The 25,374-nt window shown below is 74.8% G+C and carries 2 protein-coding genes (1 of these 2 only partly in view); both read right to left on the bottom strand.

The window, feature by feature from the left end; translation table 11 throughout:
* Positions 1-5: 5 nt before the first annotated feature.
* Positions 6-23,327, bottom strand: coding sequence for a type I polyketide synthase (locus FGW31_RS33540; RefSeq protein WP_142197380.1), 23,322 nt, complete (start codon positions 23,325-23,327; stop codon positions 6-8).
* A 10-nt stretch (positions 23,328-23,337) separates the two neighbouring features.
* Positions 23,338-25,374, bottom strand: partial view of a type I polyketide synthase gene (locus FGW31_RS33535; RefSeq protein WP_142197379.1) — the 3' portion only. It continues 26,628 nt past the right edge of the window; the window shows 2,037 of its 28,665 coding nt (coding positions 26,629-28,665); its start codon lies beyond the right edge, outside the window; the stop codon is at positions 23,338-23,340.

Genomic DNA, 25,374 nt, shown 5'->3' with positions numbered 1-25,374 from the left:
TCGTCTCAGTGGTCGCCCATGCGGCCGAGCTCGTTGTCGATGAAGGCGAACACCTCGTCGGCGCTGGCCGATTCGAAGGCGTCGTCCACGGGGGTGCCGGTCTGCTCCGGCGCGCTGCCGCGCACCTTGTCCAGCATCTGGCCGAGCCGGAGCGCGAGTCCCGCGCGGGTGATCTCGTCGTGCTCGCCGGCCGCGAAGAGGGCTTCCAGGCGGTCGAGTTCGGCGAGCAGCGAGGGGCCCTGCGGGCGCTCGTCGCCGGGGGCCAGTTCGGAGACGAAGTGTTCGGCGAGTGCCGTGGGGGTCGGGTAGTCGAAGACCAGGGTGGCCGGCAGGCGCAGCCCGGTCGCCGTGGCAAGGTGGTTGCGCAGTTCCAGGGCGGTCAGTGAGTCGAAGCCGAGCTCCCGGAACTCCTGGGTCACGTCGACGGCCTTCGGCGTGGCGTGTCCGAGGACCCGGGCGGCCTGTTCGCGGACCAGGTCGGTGACGTACCGGACGCGTTCGTCGGCGCGGAGTTCGCCGAGCCTGGCGCCGAGGGCGGCGGCCGCTCCGGCCGCGTCGGTGGCGGCGGCGGTGCGGCGGCTGCTCCTGACCATGCCGCGGAAGAGCGGCGGCAGGTCCTCGGGGGCGGCGCCGCGCATGGCGCCGGGGGCGAGGCCGACCAGGACCAGGAACGACTCGTCGGAGCCGCGTGCGATGTCGAAGAGGCCGAAGCCCTGGTCGACGGAGAGCGGCGGGAGGCCGCCGGACTGCATGCGGCGCATGTCGGTGTCGGAGAGGGTGCTGGTCATGCCGCCTTCGTGGGACCAGGGGCCCCAGGCGAGGGAGGTGCCGGGCAGGCCCAGGGAGCGGCGGTGCGCGGTGAGCGCGTCGAGGAAGGAGTTGGCCGCGGCGTAGTTGCCCTGGCCGGGGCTGCCCATGACGCCGGCGATGGACGAGAACGGCAGGAACGCCGCCAGGTCCAGGTCGCGGGTGAGGTCGTGCAGGTGCCAGGCGGCGTCGACCTTGGGCCGCAGGACGGTGGCGAGCCGTTCGGGGGTGAGCGAGGCGACGACGCCGTCGTCGAGGACGCCGGCCGTGTGCACGACCGCGGTGAGCGGGTGGGCGGCGGGGACGTCGGCGAGGAGCGCGGCGGTGGCGTCGCGGTCGGCGGTGTCGCAGGCCGTGACGGTCACCTCGGCGCCGAGTTCCCGTAGTTCGGCGGCGAGTTCGGCGGCGCCGGGTGCGTCCGGTCCGCGTCGGCTGGTCAGCAGCAGGTGCCGCATGCCCGCGGCGGCGAGGCGGCGGGCGAGGTGTCCGCCGAGCGCACCGGTGCCGCCGGTGACGAGGACGGTACCGTCGGGGTTCCAGCGCGGCGGCATCGTCAGCACGATCTTGCCGATGTGCTTGGCCTGGCTCATGAAGCGGAACGCCTCGCGTGCCCGTCGTACGTCCCACACCTTCAGCGGCAGGGGTCGCAGGGCGCCTTCGGAGAACAGGTCGAGGAGTTCGCCGAGGAGTGCGCGGTTGCGTTCGGGTCCGGCCTCGCCGAGGTCGAAGGCCCGGTAGGTCACCCGGTCGATCGTCCGCGGGTCGCGGATGTCCGTCTTGCCCATCTCCAGGAACCGGCCGCCGTCGGCGGTCAGCCGCAGCGACGCGTCCACGAACTCGCCCGCGAGCGCGTTCAGCACGACGTCCACACCCCGGCCGCCGGTCACGGCCCGGAACTTCTCCTCGAAGCCCAGATCACGCGACGACGCGATGTGATCGTCGTCCAGACCCAGCCCGCGCAGCGTGTCCCACTTGCCCTCGCTCGCGGTCGCGAACACCTCCGCACCCAGATGCCGGGCCAACTGCACCGCCGCCATGCCGACACCGCCCGCACCGGCGTGCACCAGCACCGACTCCCCCGCCCGCAGACCCGCCAGGTCACGGAACGCGTACAGGGCGGTCAGGAACACCAGCGGCACGGAGGCCGCCTGCTGCTGGGTCCAGGTGTCGGGGACGCGGGCGAGGTAGTGCTCGTCGGCGACGACGACCGGTCCGAAGCCGCCGGGTACGGTGCCGAACACCCGGTCGCCGGGCCGCAGTCCGGTGACGGCGGGGCCGACGGCCGTGACCACACCGGCGGCCTCGGTGCCCATCGGGCCGGACTCGCCGGGGTACATGCCGAGCGCGTTGAGGACGTCGCGGAAGTTGAGGCCGGTGGCGTCGACGTCGATCCTGACCTCGTGGTCGCCGAGCGGCTGCAGCACCTCCGGGCACGGGGCGAGGACGAGGTTGTCCAGGGTGCCCTTGCCGGTGGTGTCGAGCCGCCACGGCACGTCGACGGGCGGCAGCAGCCCGGCGCCGGTGGCGAGGCGGTCCAGCCGGCCGACGCGGACGGTGCCCTCGCGCACGGCGAACTGGGCGTCGCCGGTGGCGAGCAGGGCCGGCAGGTCCGGCAGCAGGGCGAGGACGTCGTCCCGTCCGTCGTGGTCGACGAGGACGAACCGGTCCGGGTTCTCGGACTGGGCCGAGCGCACCAGACCCCAGGCGGCGCCCGCGGCGAGGTCCCGCACCGTCTCGCCGTCGGCGGCGGCCACCGCGTGACGGGTGACGAAGACCAGGCGGGTGCGGTCGAACCGGTCGTGGTCCAGCCACTGGCGGACGAGTTCCAGGGTGCGGGCGGTGAGGGCGTGGACGGCGCCGGGGACGTCCGTGCCGGGTGCGGCCGGGTCGCCGCCGCCCGCGTCCGTGCCGTCCGGGGCCGTGTACTGCCCGTGGAGCGGAACAAGGACGTAGTCGGGGGCGTCGGCCGGGTCGGTGAGGTCGGCGAGGGACGACAGGGTGGTGCCGGTGCCGAGGACGTCGGCGCCCAGGGTGGCGGCCCGCAGGCCTTCGGTGGGCTTGACCTCGGGTGCGGTGACCCAGTCGAGGCGGAACACCGGTTCCTGGCCGCCGGTGGCCGCCGGGGCGCGCGGCACGCTCGGGGCGCGCAGCACCAGGGCCTCGGCGGAGAGCACGGGCGCGCCTTCGGCGTCGACGGCCGTGAGGGTGACCGACTCGTCGCCGAGCCTGGTGATGCGGACCCGCAGGGTGGTGGCGCCGGCCGCGTGCAGGGAGACGCCGCTCCAGATGTAGGGCAGCAGCGGGTTGTCCTCGCTGCCGACGCCGAGGTAGCCGTTGGCGTGCTGGACGGCGTCGAGCAGGGCCGGGTGGATGCCGAAGTACTGGGCGTCCCCGGCGATCTCCTCGGGCAGGGCGACCTCGACGAAGGCCTCCTGTCCGCGGATCCACACCGTGCGCATCCCCTGGAAGCTGGGGCCGTACTCGGTGCGCTCGTAGGTGCCGTCGACCGGCATGGGCCGGGCGTCCGCCGGCGGCCAGACGGGCACGTCGAACGGGGCGGTGTGCTCGTCCGCGGCGAGGGTGCCGGTGGCGTGCCGGGTCCAGGGGGCGTCGGTGGCGTCGGACGGGCGGGAGTAGAACGCGATGCTGCGGGTGCCTTCGTCGTCCGGGGCGCCGAGGACGACCTGGAGGGCGGTGGGCACCTTCTCGTCGAGCACCATCGGGGTGGACAGGACGAGTTCCTGGACGCGGCCGCAGCCGACCTGGTCGGCGGCGCGAATGGCCATCTCCAGGTAGCCGGTGCCGGGCAGGATCACCGTGCCGCCGACCTTGTGGTCGAGCAGCCAGGGGTGGACCTGCAGGGAGATCCGGCTGGTGAACAGCGCGCCTTCGGAGTCGGCCAGCGGCACGGCGGCGCCGAGCAGCGGGTGGTCGGCGGAGACCAGGCCGGCCGAGCCGACGTCGCCGGTCAGGGCGGCCGGGCGGGGCCAGAACCGCTCCCGCTGGAACGGGTAGGTCGGCAGTTCGGTGCGGCGCGCCCCGGTGCCCCGGAACCAGGCCGCCCAGTCGACGCGGACACCGGCGGTGTGGAGCCGGGCGAGCCCGGTGAGCAGCGCGGTCTCCTCGTCGCGGTCCGTGCGCAGCGCGGGTACGGCGACGGTGTCGAGGTCGGTGTCCAGGCAGCGCTGGGTCAGTGCGGTGAGGACACCGCCGGGTCCGGCCTCCAGGAACGCGGTCACTCCGGCGTCGGCCAGGGCGCGCACGCCGTCGGCGTAGCGGACGGTGCCGCGGACGTGGCGCACCCAGTAGTCGGCGGAGCACAGCAGCGCCGGGTCGGCGATCTCGCCGGTCAGGTTGGACACGACGGGGATGCGCGGCTCGGCGTACGTCAGTGTCTCTGCGACGTCGCGGAAGGCGTCGAGCATCGGCTCCATGAGCGGCGAGTGGAAGGCGTGGCTCACCGCCAGCCGCTGCGTCTTGCGGCCGTCCGCCGTGAACAGGGCGGCGAGGGTGAGGACGTCCTCCTCGGTGCCGGCGACGACGACGGAGTCGGGTCCGTTGACGGCGGCCAGGGCCACGCCGTCGGTCAGCCTGGGGGTGATCTCCTCCTCGGTGGCCTGGACGGCGATCATGGCGCCGCCCGCCGGGAGTTGCTGCATGAGCCGGGCGCGGGCCGCGACGAGCGTGCAGGCGTCGTCCAGGGACAGCACCCCGGCGACGTGCGCGGCGGTGATCTCGCCGACGGAGTGACCGGCCACGTAGTCGGGCCGCACACCCCAGGACTCGACGAGCCGGTACAGGGCGACCTCGACGGCGAACAGTGCGGGCTGGGTGTAGCCGGTGGTGTCGAGGAGGTCCGCCTCGGGCGTGCCCTCGGCGGCGAACAGCGCGGCCCGCAGGGGGACTTCGCCGCCGGTGTCCAGGCGGGCCAGTACGGCGTCCAGGGCCTCGGCGAACACCGGGAAAGCGGCGTACAGTTCGCGTCCCGTGCCGGCCCGCTGGGAGCCCTGTCCGGAGAACAGGACGGCGGTGGTGCGGTGGGCGGCGCGGCCCCGCGCCACCTCCAGGGGTTGCCCGCCGGGTCCGGCGAGGAGGACCGCGCGGTGATCGAACAGGGCGCGGCCGGTGGCCAGGGAGTGGCCCACGTCCAGCGGGGAGCGGCCGGTGAGGGCGGCGACACGGGACACCTGGGCGTCCAGGGCTGCCTCGGACTTCGCGGAGACGGGCCACGGGACGACCGAGAGGGCCGGCGCGGGGGCCGCGGTGCCGGTCGCCGCGGAGCCGCCCGGTTCGGGCACCGTCTCGGGCTCGGGTGCCTGCTCGATGATGGTGTGGGCGTTGGTGCCGCTGATGCCGAAGGACGAGATACCGGCGCGCCTGGGCCTGCCGGTCTCCGGCCACGGCGCCGGCTCGGTGAGCAGCCGCACCGCGCCGGCCTCCCAGTCGACGTGGGTGGAGGGCCGGTCGACGTGGAGGGTCTTCGGCAGGACGGAGTGCCGCATCGCCATGACGGTCTTGATGATCCCGGCGACGCCTGCGGCGGCCTGCGTGTGGCCGATGTTCGACTTGATGGAGCCGAGCAGCAGCGGTCGGTCGGCGGGCCGGTCCTGGCCGTAGGTGGCCAGCAGGGCCTGCGCCTCGATGGGGTCGCCGAGCGGGGTGCCGGTGCCGTGGCCCTCGACGGCGTCGATGTCGGCGGGGCCGAGTCCGGCGCTCGCCAGGGCCTGGCGGATGACGCGCTGCTGGGAGGGCCCGTTGGGTGCGGTCAGGCCGTTGGAGGCGCCGTCCTGGTTGATGGCGGAGCCGCGGACCACGGCGAGCACGTCGTGCCCGTTGCGGCGGGCGTCGGACAGGCGTTCCACCACGAGCAGGCCGACGCCCTCGGACCAGCCGGTGCCGTCGGCGGCGTCCGCGTACGCCTTGCAGTGGCCGTCGGTGGCGAGGCCGTTCTGCAGGGTGAAGCCGGAGAAGCCGGACGGGGTGCTCATGAGGGTGACGCCGCCCGCGACGGCGAGGTCGCACTCGCCGGCCCGCAGCGCCTGGAGCGCCCAGTGCAGGGCGACCAGGGAGGAGGAGCAGGCGGTGTCGACGGTGACCGCGGGCCCTTCGAGGCCGAAGGTGTAGGCGAGCCGGCCGGAGACGACGCTGGCGGCGAGGCCGGTGCCGGCGTGGCCCTCCAGGTCCTCGCGGGAGTTCATGACGAGGGTGGAGTAGTCCTGGCCGTTGGTGCCGACGAAGACACCGGTGCGGCTGCCGCGCAGTGCGTCGGCGTCGATGCCGGCGCGTTCGAACGCCTCCCAGGTGGTTTCGAGGAGCAGGCGCTGCTGCGGGTCCATGGCGAGGGCCTCGCGCGGGGAGATCCCGAAGAAGCCGGCGTCGAACTCGGCGGCGCCCGCGACGAATCCGCCGCGCAGGGTGGCGCTGCGGCCGCGGCCGTCGGCGCCGCCGGTCTCCAGGGTGGCGAGGTCCCAGCCCCGGTCCTCGGGGAAGGCCTCGATGCCGTCGCGGCCCTCGCTGAGCATCCGCCACAGGTCCTCGGGCGAGCGGACGCCGCCGGGCAGGCGGCAGGCCATGCCGACGATGACGATCGGGTCGTCGGACAGTCCGGCGGCACTCACCCGGTCGGCACCGGACTCGGTGTCCTGCTCGCCGAGGATCTCGGCGACCAGGTGCTCGGCCAGGGCCTGCGCGGTCGGGAAGTCGTAGACGGTGGTGGCGGGCATGCGCAGGCCGGTGGCGAGCGCGAGCCGGTTGGGCAGTTCGATCGCGGTCAGCGAGTCGAAGCCCAGGTCGCGGAAGGTGCGGTCGGGGGCGACGGCCTCGGGTCCCGGGTGGCCGAGGACGGCGGCGGCGTGGGTGCGGACCAGGTCGCCCATGACGGCGGTGCGTTCGGCGGCGGGCAGCTGCCGCAGCCGCGCGGCGAGCCCGGAGGCGGCCGTCTCGGTCCGCTCCCGCGCGGTGGCCGCGTCGGCCAGGGCCTGCCGGGCGTCCGGCAGGTCCCGCAGCAGGGCACTGCCGCGGATGCCGATGAGGCCGTCCAGGACCTGCGGCTGCCGCGGGTCGAACACGACGGGTGTCGGCTCCGGCCGGGTCACGGCCTGCCGCAGGGCGGCGAGCGCGAGGTCCGGGTGCACGGCCGGGTGTCCGGCGGTGCGGGCCGGGCGCCCGGCGGCACCGGTGCCGGTGGTGCCGGCGTCCGTCGTGTCGGTGACCGTGGCGTCCGCGCCCGCTTCCTCGTCGGTCCAGGCGCCCCAGGCGATGGAGGTGGCGGGCAGGCCCTCGCTCCGGCGGCGCCGGGCGAGCGCGTCCAGGACGGCGGTGGCGGCGGCGAGGTTGGCGCGCCCGGCGGTGCCGATCGTGCCGGCCACCGAGGAGCAGAGCACGAACGCCGTCAGGTCCAGGTCCCGGGTCAGTTCGTCCAGGTGGACGGCGGGGACGGTGCGGGCACGGTGCAGCGCGGCGAACCGCTCCGGCGTGAGGTCGTCGAGCACTCCGTCGTCGACGATGCCGGCGGCGTGCACCACTCCGGTCAGCGGGGTGTCCTCGGGGATGTCGGCGAGGACGGCGGCGAGGGCGTCGCGGTCGGCGGCGTCGCAGGCGGTGACCGTCACCTCTGCGCCCAGTTCCCGCAGCTCGGCGGCGAGTTCGGCGGCGCCCGGCGCGTCCGGGCCGCGCCGGCTGACCAGCACCAGGCGGGCGGCTCCGGCGGCGGCGAGCCAGCGCGCCACGTGGGCGCCGCGGCCTCCGGTGCCGCCGGTGACCAGGACGGTGCCGCTGGGCTCCCAGCCGGCGTCGGGTGCGGCCTCCGGCGCGGGCACGAGCCGGCGGCCGAAGACGGCGGAGTCGCGTACGGCCATCTGGTCCTCGCCGTCGTGTCCGGCGAGGACGGCGGCGAACCGCCGGGCGGCACGGTCGTCCAGGACGGCGGGCAGGTCGATCGACCCGCCCCACCGCACGGGCAGTTCCAGTGCCGCGACCCGTCCGAGGCCCCACACCGCCGCCTGGCCGGGGGCGGTGATCCGCTCCGTGCCGGCGACGGCGACGGCGCCGCGCGTCACGCACCACAGGGGCGCGTTGATCTCGGCGTCCAGCAGGGCCTGGAGCAGCACCGCCGTCGGGACGGCGGGGGTCTCGGCGGTGTCCGTGAGGGCGAGCAGGGACAGCACTCCGGTGAGCGCGGTGTGCTCGGAGAGCAGGCCGCGCAGCCTTCCGGCGAGCGCGTCACGGTCGTCGGTGCCGACGGTCAGCGGCACGACGTCGGTGCCCACGGCCGCCAGGACGGCGGCCACCCACGCGTCGTCCGCGAGCCCTTCGGGGACGACGGCCAGCCAGGTGCCGGTGGCGGCGGGCGCGGTGGACGGCAGCGACAGCGGCTTCCACACCTCGTGGTGCCTGATGGAGTCGACCATCGCCTGGTCGCGCTGCCTGCGCCGCCAGGTGGACAGGGCGGGCAGGACCGCACCGAGCGCGTCGGTGTCGACGGCGAGATCGGCGGCGAGCGTGGTCAGGTCCTCGCCCTCGACCGCCGTCCAGAACGCCGCGTCCAAGGGGTCCGCTCCGGTGCCGCCCGCCGTGGTCCGCTGGGCGTCGGGCCAGTAACGGGCGCGCTGGAAGGCGTAGGTGGGCAGTTCGGTGCGCCGGGCGCCGGTGCCGTCGAAGCACGGCTTCCAGTCCACGCGTACGCCCGCCACGTGCAGTTCGGCCAGCGCGGTGAGCAGCGCGGTCTCCTCGGGGCGGTCCTTGCGCAGGGCGGGCACGGCGACCGGGTCGGCCCCGGCATCGAGACACCGGCGGGTGAGGGCGGTCAGGACACCGTCCGGGCCCAGTTCGAGGTAGGCGTTCGCGCCGGCACCGGCCAGGGCGCGCACGCCGTCGGCGAACCGCACGGTGCCACGCACATGCCGCACCCAGTACTCGGCGGAGCACAACAGGCCGGGCTCCGCGATCTCACCGGTCACGTTCGACACCACGGGAATCGACGGCTCGGCGTACGTCAGCTTCTCGGCGACCTCACGGAAGGCGGCCAGCATCGGTTCCATCAACGACGAGTGGAAGGCATGACTCACCACCAGCCGCTGCGTCTTGCGCCCCTCGCCCGCGAACACATCAGCGAGCGCCAGGACTTCGGACTCGCTACCGGCGATCACCACGGCGTCCGGACCATTGACGGCCGCGAGGGCCACACCGTCCGTCAGCCGCGGAACGACCTCCTCCTCAGCAGCCTGTACGGCCACCATCGCGCCGCCCGCCGGAAGCCCCTGCATCAGCCGCGCACGAGCAGCCACCAGCGTGCAGGCGTCCTCCAGCGACAGCACCCCCGCCACGTGCGCGGCCGTGATCTCACCCACGGAATGCCCGGCCACGAACTCCGGCCGCACCCCCCAGGATTCGACGAGCCGGTACAGCGCCACCTCGACCGCGAACAGCGCCGGCTGCGTGAACCCCGTCGTGTCGAGGAGTTCCGCCTCCGCCGAACCCGGCTCCGCGAACAGCACCTCACGCAGCGGACGCTCCAACTGGGCATCGAGCCGGTCCAGTACGGCATCCAACGCCTCCGCGAACACCGGGAAGCGGTCGTACAGCTCACGCCCCATCCCGGCCCGCTGCGACCCCTGACCCGAGAACAGCACCGCCAGGAAACGCTCCGTGGCCCGGCCGCGGGCGACCTCGGTGGGCGCACCGTCGGCGCCGGTGAGCAGCACCGCACGGTGCTCGAACACCGACCGTCCCGACGCCAGCGAGAAGCCCACGTCCAGCGCGGACTCGGCGTCGAGCGTGGTGATCCGGTCCAGTTGGCCTTCCAGGGCCTCCTCGGACTTGGCCGACACCGGCCACGGCACGACCTCGGGAACGCGCCCGGGTTCCACGGCCTGTGCGACGGGCTCGGACTCCGGGGCCTGCTCGATGATGGTGTGCGCGTTGGTGCCGCTGATGCCGAACGACGACACACCGGCGCGGCGCGGACGGCCGGTGTCCGGCCAGTCGACGGTCTCGGTGAGCAGACGCACCTCGCCCTCGGTCCAGTCCACGTGGGTCGACGGCGCGTCGATGTGCAGGGACTTCGGCAGGATGCCGTGGCGGAGCGCCATGACGGTCTTGATGACGCCGGCGACGCCTGCGGCGGCCTGGGCGTGGCCGATGTTCGACTTGATGGAGCCGAGCAGCAGCGGCCGGTCGGCGGGCCGGTCCTGGCCATAAGTGGCCAGCAGGGCCTGCGCCTCGATCGGGTCGCCGAGGGTGGTGCCCGTGCCGTGCGCCTCCACCGCGTCCACGTCCGCGGCCGCGAGTCCGGCGCTCGCCAGGGCCTGCCGGATGACGCGCTGCTGCGAGGGCCCGTTGGGCGCGGTCAGGCCGTTGGATGCACCGTCCTGGTTGACGGCGGAACCGCGCACCACGGCCAGCACGGGGTGACCGTTGCGGCGGGCGTCGGACAGCCGCTCCACGACGAGCATGCCGACGCCTTCGGACCAGCCGGTGCCGTCGGCGGCGTCCGCGAAGGCCTTGCAGCGTCCGTCGGGGGCGAGGCCGCCCTGCCGGGTGAACCCTGCGTACCCCATGGCGGTGGACATCACGGTGACGCCGCCCGCCAGGGCGAGGCTGCACTCGCCGGAGCGCAGCGCGTGGGCCGCCCAGTGCAGGGCGACCAGGGAGGAGGAGCAGGCGGTGTCGATGGTGACCGCGGGGCCCTCCAGGCCGAACGTGTAGGACAGTCGGCCGGAGATGACGCTGGTGGCGAGGCCGGTCGGGGCGTGACCCTCGGCGTCCTCGCTGGAGTTCATGACGAGGGTGGTGTAGTCCTGGCCGCTGGTGCCGACGAAGACACCGGTCCGGCTGCCGCGCACGGTCGCCGGGTCGATGCCGGCGCGTTCGAACGCCTCCCAGGACGTTTCCAGCAGCAGTCGCTGCTGCGGGTCCATGGCGAGGGCCTCGCGCGGGGAGATGCCGAAGAAGCCGGCGTCGAAGTCGGCGACGTCGTAGAGGAAGCCGCCTTCGGAGGTGGCGCTGCGGCCGTGGCCGCCGTGGCCGCCGCGCATGAGGGTGTCCAGGTCCCAGCCGCGGTCGGTCGGGAAGGCGGAGATGCCCTCGCGGCCCTCGACGACGAGCCGCCACAGTTCCTCGGGCGAGCTGACGCCGCCGGGCATCCGGCAGGCCATGCCGACGATGACCACCGGGTCGTCGGCCGTCGCGGGCAGGACGGTTCCGGTCGCCGCGGGCGTGCCGGCGACGCGCTTCTCGTCGAGGAGGGCGGTCACCAGGTGCTCGGCGAGCACGGTGGGCGTCGGGTAGTCGAAGACGAGGGTGGCGGACAGGCGCAGGCCGGTGACGGCGGTGAGGCGGTTGCGCAGTTCGACGGCGGTGAGCGAGTCGAAGCCGAGGTCGTGGAAGTCACGGTCGGCCTCGACGGCCTTGGGCGAGGAGTGGCCGAGCACGGTGGCGGCCTCGCCGCGGATCAGGTTGAGCAGGACGCGGACGCGTTCCTCCTCCCGTGTCTCCAGGAGCCGGCGGGTGAGGTTCTCGGCGACCCGGGCACCGCCGACGGCGGTGGCGGCGGCACGCCGGGTGCCGCGTACCAGGTTGCGCAGCAGCGGCGGCACCTCACCGGGCATCCGGGTGTTGCCGGAGGCGCCGAGGGGCACGAGGTACGGCTCGTCGGAGAGCGTGGCGGCGTCCCAGAGCGCGAGGCCCTGTTCGACGGTGAGGGGCGGCGCGCCCGAGGCGGCGATCCTCCGGGCACTGACGTCGGAGAGGGTGCCGGTCATGCCGCCGTCCTGCGCCCAGGCGCCCCAGGCGAGGGAGAGGGCGGGCAGTCCGGAGGCGGCCCGCTGCTGGGCGAGCGCGTCCAGGAAGACGTTGGCCGCCGCATAGTTGCCTTGGCCCGCGCTGCCCATCACACCGGACACCGACGAGTACATGACGAAGGCGGCGAGGTCGAGGTCCCGGGTCAGCTCGTGCAGGTGCCAGGCGGCGTCGACCTTCGGCCGCAGCACGTCCGAGACCCGCTCCGCCGACAACGACGTCACCACACCGTCGTCCAGCACGCCCGCCGTGTGCACGACCGCGGTGAGCGGGCGGGCCGGGTCGATGCCGGCGAGGAGCGCGGCGGTGGCGTCGCGGTCGGCGGTGTCGCAGGCCGCAACGGTGACCTCGGCACCCAACTCCCGCAGCTCTGCCGCGAGTTCGGCGGCACCTGGTGCGTCCGGTCCGCGCCGGCTGGTCAGCAGCAGGTGCCGCGTCCCGGACGCCGCGAGATGCCGGGCGAGGTGTCCGCCGAGCGCGCCGGTGCCGCCGGTGACGAGGACGGTGCCGTCCGGGTTCCAGCGCGGCGGCATCCGCAGCACGATCTTCCCGACGTGCTGGGCCCGGCTCATGAACCGGAACGCCTCACGCGCCCGCCGCACGTCCCACACCCGCACCGGAAGCGCACTCAACGCGCCCTCGGCGAACAGGCCCACCAGCTCCCGCAGCATCTCCCGCGTACGCTCGGGACCCGCCTCACCCAGATCGAAGGCACGGTACGTCACCCGGTCGATCGCCCGCGGGTCGCGGATGTCCGTCTTGCCCATTTCCAGGAACCGGCCACCGTCGGCCGTCAGCCGCAACGACGCGTCCACGAACTCACCCGCGAGCGCGTTCAGTACGACGTCCACGCCCCGGCCGCCGGTCACGGCCCGGAACTTCTCCTCGAAGCCCAGATCACGCGACGACGCGATGTGATCGTCGTCCAGACCCAGCCCGCGCAGCGTGTCCCACTTGCCCTCGCTGGCGGTCGCGAACACCTCCGCACCCAGGTGCCGGGCCCACTGCACCGCCGCCATGCCGACACCGCCCGCACCGGCGTGCACCAGCACCGACTCCCCCGCCCGCAGACCCGCCAGCTCGGTCAGGCCGTAGGAGGCGGTGAGGAACACCAGCGGCATGGACGCGGCCTGCTCGTCGGTCCAGCCGTCGGGCACCCGCACCAGGAACCGCTCGTCGATCAGCACGTCGGTGCCCAGGCCGCCGGGCACCATGCCCATCACCCGGTCGCCCGGCGCGAAATCGGTGGCCTCGGGGCCGGTGGCGGTGACCACGCCGACCGCCTCGGCTCCCAGCAGTCCCGCCTCACCGGGATACATGCCGAGCGCGTTGAGCACGTCGCGGAAGTTCAGCCCGGCCGCACGCACCTCGAGGCGCACCTGACGGCCCTCCGGGCCGTCCAGCACCTCCGGGCACGGAACGAGCGTGAGGGCGTCCAGGTCGCCCTTGGCCGTGCTGTCCAGCCGCCAGGGGCTCTGAGCCGGAGGCAACAGTCCGGCCCCGGTGACCACCCGGTCCAGACGTCCCACCAGGACGTCACCGTCCCGTACGACGAACTGGGCGTCGCCGCCTGCCAGCAGCTCCGGCAGCAGCGGCAGCACGCTCTCGACGCGGGTGTCCGCATCGAGGTCGACCAGGGCGAACCGGGTGGGGTTCTCGGAGTGCGCGGCGCGCAGCAGACCCCACACGGCCGCGGCCGGAAGGTCCGCGACCCGGTCGCCGTGTCCGGCGCGGACCGCGCCCCGGGTGACGAACACCAGCCGGGCCGCCTCGAAGCGGTCCCGGCGCAGCCACTCCTGCACCAGGTCGAGGGCGTGCGCGACGAGCGTGTGCGTGGCCCGCGGTACGTCGTCGCCGTGGCCGTCGCCGGACACGGGGACGCACACCAGGGTTTCGGTGCCGGTGAGGCCGTCCAGGGCGGCGGCGTCGGTGCCGAGCGCGGGCAGCGTGGCGTGGCGGACCGACGGATCGGCGGCGGTCTCGGGAGCGGCGGTCCACTCCAGGCGGAGCAGCGAGTCCAGTTCGGTGCGGCGGGCGGCGGGTGCCTGCCCGCCCGCGGGGACGCGCAGCACCAGCGACTCGGCCGAGAGGACGGGCGCGCCCTCGACGTCCACGGCGGCGATGGAGACGGAGTCCTCGCCGGTGCGGGCGACCCGGAAGCGGACCATGGAGGCGCCGGCCGCGTGCAGGGACACCCCTCCCCACAGGAACGGCAGCAGCTTGTGCTCGTCGTCCAGACCGGCGAAGCCGACGGACTGCACGGCCGCGTCCAGCAGCGCCGGGTGCATGCCGTAGTAGCCGGCGTCGTCCGCCTCCGTCGGGAGCGCCGCCTCGACGAACGCCTCGTCGCCGCGCTTCCACACGGCGCGGATGGTGCGGAAGACGGGGCCGTACTCGGTGCGTTCGTAGAAGCCTTCCAGGTCGGCGGCGACGGCGCCGCGCGGCGGCCAGACGCTCGCGTCGAAGCCGAGGGTCCGGGCGGTGGTGCCGAGGACGCCGGCCGCGTGCTCCGTCCAGGTCTCCTCCGCCGCGTCGGCGGGTCGCGAGTACAGGCTGACCTTGCGGGCGCCCGACTCGTCGGGCGCGCCGACCCACACCTGGACGACCACGGCGGTGTCCTCGGGCAGGAGCAGCGGGGTGGCGAGGGTGAACTCCTCGACGCACTCGCAGCCGACCTCGTCCCCGGCGCGCACGGCCAGTTCGAGGAAACCGGTGGCCGGGAAGAGGACCATGCCGCCGCCCACGGTGTGGTCCGCGAGCCAGGGGTGCGTGGCGAGCGACAGGCGTCCGGTGAACAGGACGCCCTCGGAGGCGGCGAGCGCGGTGGCGGCGCCCAGCAGCGGGTGCTCGGCGGGCCGCAGCCCGGCGCCCGTGACATCACCGGTGTGGGCCGCCGGGCGGGGCCAGTACCGCTCGTGGTGGAAGGCGTACGTCGGCAGCGCCACCCGCCGCGCACCCGTCCCCTCGAAGCACGGCGCCCAGTCGACGTCGACGCCGGTGACGTGCAGCCGGGCCAGCGCGGTCAGCAGCGCGGTCTCCTCGGCACGGTCCTTGCGCAGCACCGCCACGGACACGACGTCCCCGGCACCGTCCAGCACCCGCGCGGCCATCCCGGTCAGCACACCGTCCGGGCCCAGCTCCAGGAACGCGTTCACACCGGCACCGGCCAGCACACGCCCCCCGTCGGCGAACCGCACGGTGCCACGCACATGCCGCACCCAATACTCGGCGGAGCTCAACAGGCCGGGCTCGGCGATCTCACCGGTCACGTTCGACACCACGGGAATCGACGGCTCGGCGTACGTCAGCTTCTCGGCGACCTCACGGAAGGCGGCCAGCATCGGTTCCATCAACGGCGAGTGGAAGGCATGACTCACCACCAGCCGCTGCGTCTTGCGCCCCTCCCCCGCGAACACATCCGCGAGCGCCAGCACTTCGGACTCCACGCCGGCGATCACCACCGCGTCCGGACCGTTCACGGCCGCCAGGGCCGCACCGTCCGTCAGCCGCGGAACGACCTCCTCCTCAGCAGCCTGTACGGCCACCATCGCGCCGCCCGCCGGAAGCCTCTGCATCAGCCGCGCACGAGCAGCCACCAGCGTGCAGGCGTCCTCCAGCGACAACACACCCGCCACATGCGCGGCCGTGATCTCACCCACGGAATGCCCGGCCACGAACTCCGGCCGCACACCCCACGACTCCACCAGCCGGTACAGCGCCACCTCGACCGCGAACAGCGCCGGCTGCGTGAACCCCGTCGAGTCCAGCAGCTCAGCCTCCGCCGTGCCCGCCTCCGCGAACAGCACCTCACGCAGCGGACGCTCCAACTGGGCATCGAGCCGGTCCAGTACGGCATCCAACGCCTCCGCGAACACCGGGAAGCGGTCGTACAGCTCACGCCCCATCCCGGCCCGCTGCGACCCCTGACCCGAGAACAGCACCGCCGTCGAACGCTCCGCCGCACGCCCACGCGCCACCTCGACGGGCTGTTCGCCCTCCGCGTCCGCGAGCAGCACGGCCCGGTGCTCGAACACCGACCGTCCCGACGCCAGCGAGAAGCCCACGTCCAGCGCGGACTCGGCGTCGAGCGAGGTGACCCGCTGCACCTGGCCCGGCAGGGCGTCCTCGGAACGGGCGGACACCGGCCACGGCACGACGGCCGGTGTGACGGACGGCGTGGTGGACGGCTCCGGCTGCTCCGGGGTCGTGTCCGGCTGTTCGAGGATGACGTGCGCGTTGGTGCCGCTGAGTCCGAAGGACGACACGCCCGCGCGCCACGGCCGGTGCGTGTCGGGCCATGCGGTCGTCTCGGTGAGCAGCCGTACCGCGCCGGCCTCCCAGTCGACGTGGGTGGAGGGCCGGTCGACGTGCAGGGTCTTCGGCAGGGCGCCGTGGCGCATGGCGAGGATCATCTTGATGACGCCGGCGACGCCTGCGGCGGCCTGGGTGTGGCCGATGTTCGACTTGATGGAGCCGAGCAGCAGCGGCCGGTCGGCGGGCCGGTCCTGGCCGTAGGTGGCCAGCAGGGCCTGTGCTTCGATCGGGTCGCCGAGGGTGGTGCCCGTGCCGTGCGCCTCCACCGCGTCCACGTCCGCGGCCGCGAGTCCGGCGCTCGCCAGGGCCTGCCGGATGACGCGCTGCTGGGAGGGGCCGTTGGGCGCGGTGAGGCCGTTGGAGGCGCCGTCCTGGTTGATGGCGGAGCCGCGGACCACCGCGAGCACGTCGTGCCCGTTGCGGCGGGCGTCGGAGAGGCGTTCCAGGACGAGCAGGCCGACGCCCTCGGACCAGCCGGTGCCGTCGGCGGAGTCGGCGAACGCCTTGCACAGGCCGTCGGCCGCCAGGCCGCCCTGCCGGGTGAAACCGGAGAAGTTCATCGGGGTCGACAGGACCGTGACGCCGCCCGCGAGGGCCAGGGAGCTCTCGCCGCTGCGCAGGGACTGGGCGGCCAGGTGCAGGGCGACCAGGGAGGAGGAGCAGGCGGTGTCGACGGTGAGCGCCGGGCCCTCCAGGCCGAGCGCGTAGGCGACCCGGCCGGAGATGACGCTGGTGGCGAGGCCGGTGCTGGCGTGGCCCTCGACGTCCTCCCGGGAGGTCATCACCAGGTTCGCGTAGTCCTGGCCGGTGGTGCCGACGAAGACGCCGGTGGCGCTGCCGCGCAGGCCCGCCGGGTCGATGCCGGCGCGTTCGAACGCCTCCCAGGACGTCTCCAGCAGGAGCCGCTGCTGCGGGTCCATGGCGAGGGCCTCGCGCGGGGAGATGCCGAAGAACGCGGCGTCGAAGCCGGCCACGTCGTGCAGGAAGCCGCCGCGGCGGGTCGCACTGACGCCCCGGTTGTCGTGGCCGCCGCCGAACAGGGCGTCCAGGTCCCAGCCGCGGTCGGTCGGGAACGCGGTGATGCGGTCCTCGCCGTCGGCGAGCATCCGCCACAGGTCGTCGGGCGTGGTGATGCCGCCGGGCATGCGGCAGGCCATGCCGACGACGACCACCGGGTCGTCGGCGACGTCGGCGGCCACGAGCGGGGTGCCCAGGTCGCCGCGCTCGTCGAGGAGTTCGGCGACGAGGTGCTCGGCGAGGCCGTGCGGGGTCGGGTAGTCGAAGACGAGGGTGGCGGACAGGCGCAGGCCGGTGGCGGTGGTGAGGCGGTTGCGCAGCTCGACGGCGGTGAGCGAGTCGAAGCCGAGCTCGCGGAACTCCCGGCCGGGGTCGATGGCCTTGGGTGAGGAGTGGCCGAGTACGGCGGCGGCCTCGACCCGCACCAGTTCGACGACGTCGCGCACGCGCTCGTCCTCGGGAAGGGCCAGGAGGCGGCGCGTCAGGTCGGCGGCGGTGCTCGCGCCGCCGACGGCGGTCGCGGCCGAACGCCGGGTGCCGCGTACCAGGTTGCGCAGCAGCGGCGGTACCGCGCCGGGGATGCGCAGGTCGCCGCCGGTGGCGCCGATGGGCACGACGAGGGCTTCGGCGGAACCGGTGGCGGTGTCGAAGAGGGCCAGGCCGCGCTCGACGGGGATCGGGGCGGCGCCGGAGGCGGCGATGCGCTGCATGTCGGCGTCGGAGAGGCTGCCGGTCATGCCGGCGCTCGGCGCCCAGGCTCCCCAGGCGAGGGAGAGGGCGGGCAGGCCGGAGGCGGCCCGCTGCTGCGCGAGCGCGTCCAGGAAGACGTTCGCCGCCGCGTAGTTGCCCTGACCGGCGCTGCCCATCACACCGGACACCGACGAGTACATGACGAAGGCGGCGAGGTCGAGGTCCCGGGTCAGCTCGTGCAGGTGCCAGGCGGCGTCGACCTTGGGCCGCAGCACGTCGGAGACCCGCTCCGCCGACAACGACGTCACCACACCGTCGTCGAGGACGCCGGCCGTGTGCACGACCGCGGTGAGCGGGTGGGCCGGGTCGATGCCGGCGAGCAGGGCCGTGACCGCCTCGCGGTCGGCCACGTCGCAGGCGGTGATGTCCACGACCGCGCCGGCGGCGGCCAGTTCGTCCCGCAGTTGCGCGGCGCCCTCTGCCTCGATGCCGCTGCGCGACACCAGCAGCAGGCGGCGCGCGCCCCGCGCGGACACCAGGTGGCGGGCCAGCTCCCGGCCCAGGCCGCCGGTGCCGCCGGTGACGAGGACGGTGCCGTCCGGGTTCCAGCGCGGCGGCATCCGCAGCACGATCTTCCCGACGTGCTGGGCCCGGCTCATGAACCGGAACGCCTCACGCGCCCGCCGCACGTCCCACACCCGCACCGGAAGCGCACTCAACGCGCCCTCGGCGAACAGGCCCACCAGCTCCCGCAGCATCTCCCGCGTACGCTCGGGACCCGCCTCACCCAGATCGAAGGCACGGTACGTCACCCGGTCGATCGCCCGCGGGTCGCGGATGTCCGTCTTGCCCATCTCCAGGAACCGGCCACCATCGGCCGTCAGCCGCAACGACGCGTCCACGAACTCACCCGCGAGCGCGTTCAGTACGACGTCCACGCCCCGGCCGCCGGTCACAGCCCGGAACTTCTCCTCGAAGCCCAGATCACGCGACGACGCGATGTGATCGTCGTCCAGACCCAGCCCGCGCAGCGTGTCCCACTTGCCCTCGCTCGCGGTCGCGAACACCTCCGCACCCAGATGCCGGGCCAACTGCACCGCCGCCATGCCGACACCGCCCGCACCGGCGTGCACCAGCACCGACTCCCCCGCCCGCAGACCCGCCAGGTCACGGAACGCGTACAGGGCGGTCAGGAACACCAGCGGCGTCGACGCGGCCTGCTCGTCCGTCCACGCGTCGGGGACGCGGACGAGGTAGCGCTCGTCGATGAGCACGGTGTCGGCGAGGCCGCCGGGCACCATGCCCATCACCCGGTCGCCCGGCGCGAAATCGGTGGCCTCGGGTCCGGTGGCGGTGACGACGCCGACCGCCTCCGAGCCGAGGAGTCCCGCCTCACCCGGGTACATGCCGAGCGCGTTCATCACGTCGCGGAAGTTCAGCCCGGCAGCCCGCACGTCGAGGCGCACCTGACGGCCTACCGGGCCGTCCAGCACCTCCGGGCAGGGGGCGAGGGTGAGCGCGTCGAGGGTGCCCCGGTCGTCGCTGTCCAGCCGCCAGGGCAGTCCGGCGGCCGGGAGCAGGCTCTCGCCGCCGGCGAGCCGGGCCAGCCGGGCGACGCGTACGGTGCCGTCGCGGACGACGAACTGCGTGTCGCCGTCGGCGAGCAGTCCGGGCAGCCGTGCGAGGACCGCGTCGAGGCCGGCCTCGTCGGTGTCGGTGCCGGTGTCCGGGTCGAGGTCGAGCAGGGCGAAGCGGCCCGGGTTCTCGGTCGCGGCGCTGCGCACCAGGCCCCAGGCCGCGGCGGCGGCGAGGTCGCGGACCGGTTCGCCGGTGTCGGCGGCGACGGCGCCGCGGGTGACGAACACCAGCCGGCACGGGGCGGACGGGTCCAGGTCCAGCCACTGGCGCACCAGGTCGAGGGCGTGCGCGGTGAGCGTGTGGGCGGCGGTGGGCAGTTCGCCGCCGCTGCCGTCCAGCGGGGCCAGGACGAGGGCGGGCGGCGGGGAGGCGGCCAGGCTGTCGGCCAGGGCGGCGACGGTGGTTCCGGGCAGTCCCGTGCCGAGGACGGCGTGGCGGACGTCCGTGTCCGTGCCGGCGTCGGTGGCGGGCGTCCAGTGGAGGCGGAGCAGGCCGTCCTGTTCGCTGCTGCGCAGTGCGGGAGCCTGGATGGCGGAGGGGACGCGCAGGATCAGCGACTCGGCGGAGAGCACGGGCGCGCCCTCGACGTCGACCGCGGCGATGGAGACGGAGTCCTCGCCGGTGCGGGCGACCCGGACGCGGACCACGGAGGCGCCGCCCGCGTGCAGCGACACCCCGGACCAGGAGAACGGCAGGAGTTTCTTGCCGTCGCCGACGCCGACGAAGCCCACGGACTGCACGGCCGCGTCCAGCAGCGCCGGGTGCATGCCGTAGTACTCGGCGTCGTCGACCTGGCTCGGCAGGGCGACCTCGACGAACGCCTCGTCGCCGCGCCGCCACACGGCGCGCAGCCCCTGGAAGACGGGGCCGTACTCGGTGCGTTCGTAGAAGCCCTCCAGGTCCGCGGCGACGGCGCCGCGCGGCGGCCAGACGCTCGCGTCGAAGGCCGTGGTGCGCTCACCGGTGGTGAGGACGCCGTTGGCGTGCTCGGTCCAGCGCTGCTCCGGGTCGTCCACCGTCTGCGAGTAGACGGTGACCTTGCGGGCGCCGGTCTCGTCCGGGGCGCCGACCCACACCTGGACGACGGCGGCGGCGTTCTCGGTGAGGATGAGCGGTTTGGCGAGGGTGAGTTCGTCGATGCGGTCGCAGCCGACCTGGTCGCCGGCGCGGACGGCCAGTTCCAGGAAGCCGGTCGCGGGGAAGGCGGCCACGCCGCCGACCGTGTGGTCCATCAGCCACGGGTGGGTCTGCGCGGAGAGCCGTCCGGTGAACAGGACCCCGTCGAGTCCGGCCAGGGTCACCGCGGCGCCGAGCAGGGGGTGTTCGGCGGAGACGAGCCCGGCGGCCGTCACGTCACCGGCGGCGGCCATGAGGACGGGCCAGTACCGCTCGTGCTGCCACGGGTAGGTGGGCAGGTCGGTGCGGCGGGCGCCGGTGCCGTCGAAGCAGCGTGCCCAGTCGACGCCGACGCCCGCGACGTGGAGCCGGGCCAGCGCGGTGAGCAGGGCGCGTTCCTCGGCGCGGTCCTTGCGCAGGGCCGCCACGGAGACGGTGTCGGCGGTGCCGTCGAGGACCTGCGCGGCCAGGCCGGTCAGGACGCCGTCCGGGCCCAGTTCCAGGTAGGCGTTCGCGCCGGCGTCGGCCAGGGCGCGCACGCCGTCGGCGAAGCGCACCGTGCGCCGGACGTGGCGCACCCAGTAGTCCGGCGAGCACAGCAGCCCCGGTTCGGCGATCGTCCCGGTCACGTTGGACACGACGGGGACGACGGGCTCGTGGTAGGTGAGGGTCTCCGCGACCCGGCGGAACTCCTCGAGCATCGGGTCCATGAGCGGCGAGTGGAAGGCGTGGCTCACCGCCAGCCGCTGCGTCTTGCGGCCGTCCACCGCGAACCCGTGGGCCAGGGCGAGGACGTCGGTCTCCTCGCCGGCGACGACGACGGACTCGGGCCCGTTCACGGCGGCCAGGGCCACACCGTCGGTCAGCCGGGCGGTGACCTCCTCCTCGGTGGCCTGGACGGCCATCATGGCGCCGCCCGCCGGGAGGGCCTGCATGAGCCGGGCGCGGGCCGCGACCAGGGTGCAGGCGTCGTCCAGGGACAGCACCCCGGCGACGTGTGCGGCGGTGATCTCGCCGACGGAGTGTCCGGCCACGAACTCCGGTACGACGCCCCACGACTCGACGAGCCGGTACAGCGCCACCTCGACGGCGAACAGTGCGGGCTGCGTGCAGCCGGTGGTGTCGAGGAGGTCCGCCTCGGGGGTGCGGCGTCCGGCGAAGAGGATGTCGCGCAGCGGGCGCTCCAGGGCGCCGTCGAGCCGGTCCAGTACGGCGTCGAGGGCCTCGGCGAACACCGGGAACCGCGCGTACAGTTCGCGTCCCATGCCGGGGCGCTGCGAGCCCTGGCCGGAGAAGAGGACGGCCAGTGTGCGTTCCGTGGCGCGGCCGCGGGCGACCTCGGCGGGCACCCCGTCGGCGCCGGTGAGCAGCACCGCCCGGTGCTCGAAGACGGAGCGGCCCGTGGCGAGGGAGTAGCCGGTGTCGAGGGCGGTGGCGTCGGTGGGTGCGGTGATCTGGGTGAGCCGGTCGCCGAGGGCGTCCTCGGTCCTGGCGGAGACCGGCCAGGGCACGACCGCCGGGGTGAGGGCGGGCGTGGTGGGCTCGTCGGGTGCCGGGACGGGTTCGGCCTGTTCCAGGACGACGTGCGCGTTGGTGCCGCTGATGCCGAACGAGGACACGCCGGCGCGGCGGGGCCGGCCGGTTGCCGGCCAGTCGGTGCGCTCGGTGAGCAGGCGGACGTGGCCGGCGGTCCAGTCGACGTGCCGGGACGGACGGTCGGCGTGCAGCGTCTTCGGCAGGACGCCGTGCCGCATCGCCATGACCATCTTGATGACGCCGGCGACACCGGCGGCGGCCTGCGCGTGCCCGATGTTCGACTTGACGGAGCCGAGCAGCAGCGGCCGTTCGGGGTCGCGGTCCTGCCCGTAGGTGGCGAGGAGTGCCTGCGCCTCGATGGGGTCGCCGAGCGGGGTGCCGGTGCCGTGCGCCTCGACGGCGTCGACGTCGGCGGGCGTCAGTCCCGCGGTGTGCAGGGCGCGCTGGATGACGCGTTGCTGGGCGGGGCCGTTGGGGGCGGTGAAGCCGTTGGAGGCGCCGTCCTGGTTGACGGCGGAGCCGCGGATGACGGCGAGGACGGGGTGGCCGTTGCGGCGGGCGTCGGACAGCCGCTCCAGGAGGAGCATGCCGACGCCTTCGGACCAGCCGGTGCCGTCGGCGTCGTCGGAGAAGGCCTTGCAGCGGCCGTCGCCGGCCAGTCCACCCTGACGGCTGAACTCCATCAGGGAGCCGGGCGCGGACATGACGTTGACGCCGCCGGCCAGGGCGAGGGTGCACTCTCCGGCGCGCAGGGCGTGGACGGCGGAGGGCAGGGCGACCAGGGAGGAGGAGCAGGCGGTGTCGACGGTGACCGCGGGGCCCTCCAGGCCGAGGGTGTAGGACAGGCGGCCGGAGGTGGCGCTGGCGGCGATGCCGGTGCCGATGTCGCCGGTGGCGTCGGCCAGGGAGCGGACCAGCAGGTAGGCGTAGTCCTGGCCGTTGGTGCCGACGAAGACGCCGGTGGCGCTGCCGCGCAGGCTCTGCGGGTCGATGCCGGCGCGTTCCAGGGTCTCCCAGGAGGTTTCCAGCAGCAAGCGCTGCTGCGGGTCCATGGAGACGGCCTCGCGGGGCGAGATCCCGAAGAAGGCGGCGTCGAAGTCGGCGACGCCGTCGAGGAATCCGCCCTGCTGGCTGACGGAGTGGCCGCGCGCGTCGACGCCTGCGTCGCGCAGCGCGTCGAGGTCCCAGCCGCGGTCGGTGGGGAAACCGGAGATGGCGTCGGTGCCGGTGTCGACGAGCCGCCACAGGTCCTCGGGGGAGGTGACGCCGCCGGGGTAGCGGCAGCTCATGGCGACGACGGCGACGGGTTCCGCGGCGGCGGCCACGAGGTCCCGGTTCTGCCGGCGCAGCCGCTCGGTCTCCTTGAGCGAGGCCCGGAGAGCTTCGACAACTTTTTCGCTGGGCGTGGTCATGGTCGCTCCGTCAGTCCCGCTGTTCGTCGAGGTTGCCGTTGAGTGCCGCCTGCACCAGGTCGTCGACCTCCATCGCGTCGATGGACGCCTCCGACACGTCCTCGGCGGCGAGGTCGTCCGCGCCCGTCCCGGCCGCCGGTGTCCCGTCCCGCCCGGCGAGCTTCAGGAGCGGTTCCAGGACGCCGATCTCGCGCAGCCGGGCGAGGGGCACCGAGGCGAGGACGGCGCGCAGCGCCTGCTCGTCGGTGGTCTCGCCGGCCTGCGGGTCGCCGGGCAGCAGTTCGCCGAGGATGTGCTCGGCGAGGGCGGCGGGGGTGGGGTGGTCGAAGACGAGGGTGGCGGACAGGGTGAGTCCGGTGGCGGCGGCGAGCTGGTTGCGCAGCTCGACCGCGCCGAGTGAGTCGAAGCCGAGGTCGCGGAAGGCCCGGTCGGGGCCGACCAGGTCGGTTCCGGTGTGGCCGAGGACGTCGGCGGCGCGTTCCCGTACCAGGGTGAGGACGGTTCCCCGGCGCCGGTTGCCGGGCAGCCGGGCCAGCCGGTCGCGCAGTTCGGGCGCCGTGCCCGCGCTGTCGCGTCCGGAGGTGGTGGCGGCCGTGAGGGCGGCGTACGCGGGCATCTCCGTCAGCAGGGCGCTGGGCCGCACGCCGGTGAAGGCCCGCACGAACCGCTCGGGGTCGACATCCGCGACGACCGCGACGGGGTCGTCGCCGGTGACGGTCTGGCGCAGGGCCAGTACCGCAAGGTCGGGGTCGAGGGGCCGGATTCCGGTGCGCTGGGCGAGTGCGGCAGCGCGGCCGTCGCCGGCCATGCCGTCGCCGCCCCAGGCGCCGTAGGCGACGGACGTGGCGGGCAGGCCGTCGGCGCGGCGGCGTTCGGCGAGCGCGTCGAGGACGGCGTTGGCCGCCGCGTAGTTGCCCTGTCCGGGGTTGCCGACCGCGGCGGACGCGGAGGAGAACAGGGCGAACACGTCCAGGTCGTGGTCCCGGGTCAGTTCGTCGAGGAGGAGCGCACCGGTGACCTTGGCGTGGAAGACCGTCTCGAACCGGTCGGCGGTGAGGCCGTCGAGGACACCGTCGTCGAGGACGCCCGCGGTGTGGACGACGCCGGTGAGCGGCGCGTGCGCGGGGATGTCGGCGAGGACGGCGGCCAGGGCGTCCCGGTCGGCGGTGTCGCAGGCCACCACGGTTGCCTCGGCGCCGAGTTCGGCGAGCTCGGCGCACAGCTTGCCGGCGCCGGGCGCGTGGGGACCGCGGCGGCTGAGGAGCACCAGGTGGCGGGCGCCCGCGCCGGCGAGGCGGCGGGCGACGTGCGCGCCGAGGGCGCCGGTGCCGCCGGTGATCAGGACGGTGCCGGTGGGCTGCCAGTCGCGCGGGGTGCCGGTCCGTACGGCGGCGAGCCGGCGGCCGAAGACGGCGGCGGGCCGCACCGCGAGCTGGTCCTCGCCGCCGGGGTCGGCGAGGACGGCCGCGAGCCGTTCCGCGGACCGTTCGTCGAGGGTGTCGGGCAGGTCGACGGTGCCGCCCCAGCGGTGCGGGTACTCCAGGGCGGCGACCCGGCCCAGGCCGTGCACGGCGGCCTGGAGCGGCGCGGGCACGCTCTCGCCGGGCGAGACGGCGACGGCGCCGCGGGTGAGGCACCACAGCGGGGCGTCGACGCGGGCGTCACCGAGCGCCTGGATCAGCGCGGTGGTGAGGGTGGTGCCGCGCGGCGTGCCGGGCGCCTGCGGGTCGTGTCCCTCGGCGAGGGCGAGCAGCGACACCACGCCGGTGAACGGGCCGCCGTCGGCGAGGTGTTGCCGCAGCAGGTCGGTGAGGTCCGCGCGGCCGGCGGCGGCGGGCACGTCCAGCCGGACGGTGCCTGGGCCGAGCCGCCGCAGCACCTCGGCGGTCCAGGGGTCGTCGGCGGCGGGTCCGGCGGGCAGTACGGCCAGCCAGGTGCCGGACGGGCTGCCCGTGCCGGCCCGGTTCAGGGGCCGCCAGGCGATGCGCTGGCGCCAGCCGTCCACGGTGGCCTGGTCGCCGTGCTTGCGCCGCCGGTCGCGCAGGGC

Origin of the sequence: Streptomyces calvus (assembly GCF_006782915.1) — a bacterium.
In the GTDB taxonomy this organism is placed as follows: Bacteria; Actinomycetota; Actinomycetes; order Streptomycetales; family Streptomycetaceae; genus Streptomyces; species Streptomyces calvus.
The sequence above is the reverse complement of the archived record's forward strand: the minus strand, read 5'-3'. Positions and strand labels throughout refer to the sequence as shown.

Coding starts and splice junctions, on each gene's coding strand:
- FGW31_RS33540 (WP_142197380.1), bottom strand. CDS start 23,327: ATGACCACGCCCAGCGAAAAAGTTGTCGAAGCTCTCCGGGCCTCGCTC.